The sequence below is a fragment of the Streptomyces sp. WELS2 genome (genome assembly GCF_013870595.1).
Taxonomy (GTDB): domain Bacteria; phylum Actinomycetota; class Actinomycetes; order Streptomycetales; family Streptomycetaceae; genus Streptomyces.
Genome location: NZ_JACBWZ010000507.1, coordinates 1 through 4,616 on the forward strand (window position 1 = coordinate 1; position 4,616 = coordinate 4,616).

Annotated in this window: 3 protein-coding genes and 1 pseudogene; 2 read left to right on the forward strand and 2 right to left on the reverse strand. The window is 73.0% G+C overall.

Features of this window, described 5'->3' with window-relative positions:
• Positions 1–1,313, reverse strand: a 1,313-nt coding sequence (locus tag H5J33_RS24340; RefSeq protein WP_181797018.1) for a penicillin-binding transpeptidase domain-containing protein, incomplete at its 3' end; no start/stop codon positions are given.
• 109 nt (positions 1,314–1,422) lie between these two features.
• Positions 1,423–3,180, reverse strand: a complete 1,758-nt coding sequence (locus H5J33_RS24345) for a phospholipid carrier-dependent glycosyltransferase (RefSeq protein ID WP_181797019.1) — start codon at positions 3,178–3,180, stop codon at positions 1,423–1,425.
• A 105-nt stretch (positions 3,181–3,285) separates the two neighbouring features.
• Here H5J33_RS24345 and rsmI point away from each other — a divergent pair, with 105 nt between their 5' ends.
• Entirely contained in the window at positions 3,286–4,134 is an 849-nt protein-coding gene (gene rsmI, locus H5J33_RS24350; RefSeq protein WP_181797020.1) for a 16S rRNA (cytidine(1402)-2'-O)-methyltransferase, read from the forward strand.
• A 226-nt stretch (positions 4,135–4,360) separates the two neighbouring features.
• Positions 4,361–4,616, forward strand: a pseudogene (locus tag H5J33_RS24355) (hypothetical protein); the annotation flags it as partial.

Below are 4,616 nucleotides of genomic sequence, written 5' to 3' on the forward strand. Positions count from 1 at the left end.
AAGCCGCCGGTCATCGCGGTCGCCGTCACGGAGGCCATGTTCAGCGGGCTCATCTGCACCCGGCCCTGGCCGATCAGGCTCGCGGCGGTGTCCGGGCCGCCGGAGGCGGGGACGCGGCCGTCGAAGGTGGGCACGCCGGCCTGCCAGTCGTTGCGGCCCAGCCCGAACCGGTCCTCGGCCTCCCGGGTGAGGGAGTCGGGCTTCAGGTCGTCGGCGAACTTGACGAACGCCGTGTTGCAGGAGCGGGCGAAGCTGTCGGCGAGGGTGGCGTGCTCGTCGGGCACCAGGCCCTTGAGGTTCTGGAAGGTCTGGCTCTGCCAGACGGCCGAGGGCGGGCAGGGCGCCGGGCCGCCGGCCGTGGTCAGGCCGTTGTCGATGAGGGTGGCCGCGCTGACGATCTTCATGGTGGAGCCGGGGGCGCGTTCGCCGAGGAGGGCCGCGTCGAAGCCGTCCGTGCGGTTGTTGGCGACGGCCAGGATCTCGCCGGTGCTCGGCTTGACGGCCGCCACGGACGACTCGGGGTACCGCATCACGACCGCCTCGGCCGCCGCCTGGACGCTCGCGCTGAGCGTGGTGGGGAGCCTGCCCGGTCTGCCCTTGGCGAGCGTGACCAGCGGGGTGTCCGCGGCCTGGCTGCCGTCCGGCGTGGCCTGGTGCCGGATCACCAGCTCCACCGAGGGCCTGCCGCCGGACTTGTCGCCGTACCGGCCGCGCAGCTCGTCCAGCAGGTGGCCGAGCGAGGGGTACCGCTCCCGGGTCAGCACCTTCCCGGTGCGGTCCACGGCCTCGATCTCGGGGGCGGACGACTCCCCGGTGGTCAGCGTGTCGCCCTGGCGCAGCCGCGGGTGGACGACGGAGGGCCGCCAGTCGACCAGCGCCCGGTGCGAGGTGACACCGCGTACGACGGTGAGCGTGCCGCGGTAGGACAGCGGCTTGGACGTGCCGTCGTAGGACACCGTCGCGGACACCGCGAAGGGCACCGTGTCGCCGCTGGGCGTGCCCGGTGTGATCCGCACCCCGCCTATGTGCGCGTCCTGGCCGTAGGCCGTCAGCAGCGCCTCGGCGGCCTGAGGGAAGTTGGTGTAGGAGGCCGCGGTCGCCGCGTCCCCCTTCTCCCAGGCGGCGAAGAACGCCTTGGTCGTCTCCCTCACCTCCGGGCCGCTGGGCGGCCCGGTCCGCGGGGGCGCCACGCCGGCCGCCGTGCCGCTGTCACCGCTCATCGCGGACGCGAAGTTGTAGAGCCCGTACCCGGCGCCGCTCAGCAGTGTGACGCACACCCCGCCCACCACGGCCGCCTTGACCCCGTTGCGCATGACGCGGTCCCCCTCCCGTTCAGCCTGTTGAACATGTTCAATTCAGCGTGCGGGAGCACTGTAAGCGGTTGTGGTGCCGGTGGGGCGGGAGTTGTTCGAACCGTGACGGCTAAACCCACGTATCCAGCCACATCCGCGACCGCCAGGAGTCGATCGGGATGGCCGTGCCCGTGTACAGGGGCCAGAAGTAGATGAAGTTCCAGGCGATCAGCAGGACCAGGACGCCCGCCGCCGTCGCGCCGATCACCCGGCGGGTGTCGGTGGAGCGTGGCGGGCCGATGATCGCGCCGGTCATCATCGCCACCGCCAGGCACAGGAACGGCACGAAGACGACCGCGTAGAAGAGGAAGATCGTCCGCTCCTGGTACAGGAACCACGGCAGGTAGCCGGCCGCGATCCCGCAGGCGACGGCACCGGCCCGCCAGTCACGGCGCAGCGCCCAGCGCCACAGCACGTAGGCGATCGCGAAGCAGGCCGCCCACCACAGCAGCGGCGTGCCGATCGCCAGCACCTCCCGGGCGCACTTCTGTCCGGCGTCCGCCGGGCAGCCGTCGGTGCCGGGGCCGGGGGACTCGTAGAAGTACGACACCGGGCGGCCCAGCACGATCCAGCTCCACGGGTTGGACTGGTACGTGTGCGGCTGGTCGAGGCCGACGTGGAACTTGTACACCTCGTGCTCGTAGTGCCACAGGCTGCGCAGCCAGTCCGGCAGGAACGACCAGGTGCCGCCCTTGCCGTCGGTGGCCGCCCAGTTGCGGTAGTAGCCGCCCGTGCCGTCGGTGGGGGAGAGGATCCAGCCGGTCCAGGAGGCCACGTAGACCACCAGCGCCACCGGGATCGTCGCCGTGAACGCGGCACCGGTGTCGTACTTGAGCACCGCGAGGTACGGGTGCCGGGCGCCGGCCACCTTGCGGGTGCCCACGTCCCACAGGACCGTCAGCACACAGAACGCCGCCAGGACGTACAGGCCGTTCCACTTCGTGCCCACGGCCAGGCCCAGCAGCAGGCCCGCCGTCCAGCGCCACGGGCGCCATCCGAACCGGAAGGCGTCGGCGACGGACGCGTCCGGCCTCACCCGGCCGTCCGGCCCGGCCGGCAGCGCGGCGGCCAGTTTCTCCCGGGCCCGGTCCCGGTCGACCACCAGCGCGCCGAACGCGGCCACCACGAAGAACATCAGCACGCCGTCCAGCAGCGACGTCCGGCTCATCACGAAGTGCAGCCCGTCCACCGCCATCAGCGCGCCCGCCAGACAGCCCAGGAACGTCGAGCGGAACATCCGGCGCCCGATCCGGCACAGCAGCAGCACGCTCAGCGTCCCGAGCAGCGCCGTCATGAACCGCCAGCCGAACGGGTCGAACCCGAACAGCAGCTCGCCGAGCCCGATCACGTACTTGCCGACCGGCGGGTGCACCACGTACGCCGGGTCGGTCGGCACCGCCAGGTTGCCGTGCTGCTGGAGCACCATGTCGTTGGCGTTCTTGCCGTACTGGTCCCAGCTGACCTCGAAGCCGCGGTGGACGAGCGCCCAGGCGTCCTTGGCGTAGTACGTCTCGTCGAATATCACCGCCCGCGGGCTGCCCAGGTTCCAGAACCGCATCAGGCCCGCCATCAGCGTCACCAGCAGCGGCCCGCCCCAGCCCGACCAGCGCGTCAGCCGCTCGGCCAGGACCGGCGAGGCGCCCAGCACCCGCCACAGCCGCGGGCTCGGCTGCGCGTACGGCGGCACCAGCCGGTCGCGTACGTCGCCGGCCGGCGCGTCCCCGCCCGGCGCGTAACCGAATCGGCGCAGCCGCCGCTGCCACGACGGCCGCCCCTCGTGCGGTGCCTGGCCCTGCCGGAGGTCCATGGAGGACGCGGTACTGGTCACCGCGCCATCGTAGGGAACCGTCCTGTGCGAGTCCCGCGCATGTGCGGTACCGGTCGCCGGGCGCGTGTTTTCCTCCCCCGGCGCGGGCCCTGGGAGGATGGGGGCGTGACTGGAACCCTTGTCCTCGCAGGTACCCCCATCGGCGACATCGCGGACGCGCCGCCCCGGCTGGCCGAGGAGCTGGCCGCGGCCGACGTGGTCGCCGCCGAGGACACCCGGCGGCTGCGCCGGCTCACCCAGGCGCTGGGCGTCACCCCCAGGGGCCGGGTGGTCTCCTACTTCGAGGGCAACGAGTCCGCCCGCACCCCCGAGCTGGTCGCCGAGCTGGTCGGCGGCGCGCGCGTGCTGCTGGTGACCGACGCGGGCATGCCGTCCGTCTCCGACCCGGGCTACCGGCTGGTCGCCGCCGCCGTGGAGCGGGACGTCCGGGTCACCGCCGTCCCCGGCCCGTCCGCCGTGCTCACCGCGCTCGCCCTGTCCGGGCTGCCCGTGGACCGGTTCTGCTTCGAGGGCTTCCTGCCCCGCAAGGCCGGTGAGCGGCTGTCCCGGCTGCGCGAGGTGGCGGCCGAGCGGCGCACCCTCGTCTACTTCGAGGCCCCGCACCGGCTCGACGACACCCTCGCCGCGATGGCCGAGGTCTTCGGCGCGGACCGGCGGGCCGCCGTCTGCCGCGAGCTGACCAAGACCTACGAGGAGGTGCGGCGCGGCCCGCTGGCCGAGCTGGCGCGGTGGGCCGCGGAGGGCGTGCGCGGGGAGATCACCGTCGTGGTCGAGGGCGCGCCGGAGACCGGCCCGGAGGAACTGGACGCCGGGGAACTGGTGCGCCGGGTCCGGGTCCGGGAGGAGGCCGGGGAGCGGCGCAAGGAGGCGATCGCGGCGGTGGCCGTGGAGGCGGGGCTGCCCAAGCGGGTGGTCTTCGACGCCGTGGTCGCCGCCAAGCAGGCCGGTGGGTGACGTCCGCTCCGCCGGGTAGGACCGCGGGGCCCTGGTCCCCATGGCGCGGCAAAAGACCGGCCTCGTCGGCAAAGCCCAGTCGTCCCAATCGGCACGCTCGGGCAAGCCGCGGCCAAATCAGGGCCAACACTCGGCAGGTCGGATGCTTTCGCGCCACGGGAGGCGTCCACTGGGCGGTGGGACGCACCCGTCCAACAGGGACGCACCCGGGCAAGAAGGAGCTGGCATGAGTGACATAGCAGGGCAGACCGGTCTCCGCGGTTCGGCCACCGACGTCGTGCACGAGTCGTATGCCTTCGCCTGCATGCGCTGCGGGCACGGCTGGGAGCAGTCGTACGCGATAGAGCACCACACGAACGCCGCGGGGGAGCAGTTCGTGCGGTACGTGACCGACGGCCGGGTGGTGCCCTCGCCGCTGAGCCGGCCGGTCTGCCAGAACTGTGACGGTCACGTCGTGCGGATCATGCGCGCGGGCCAGGTGG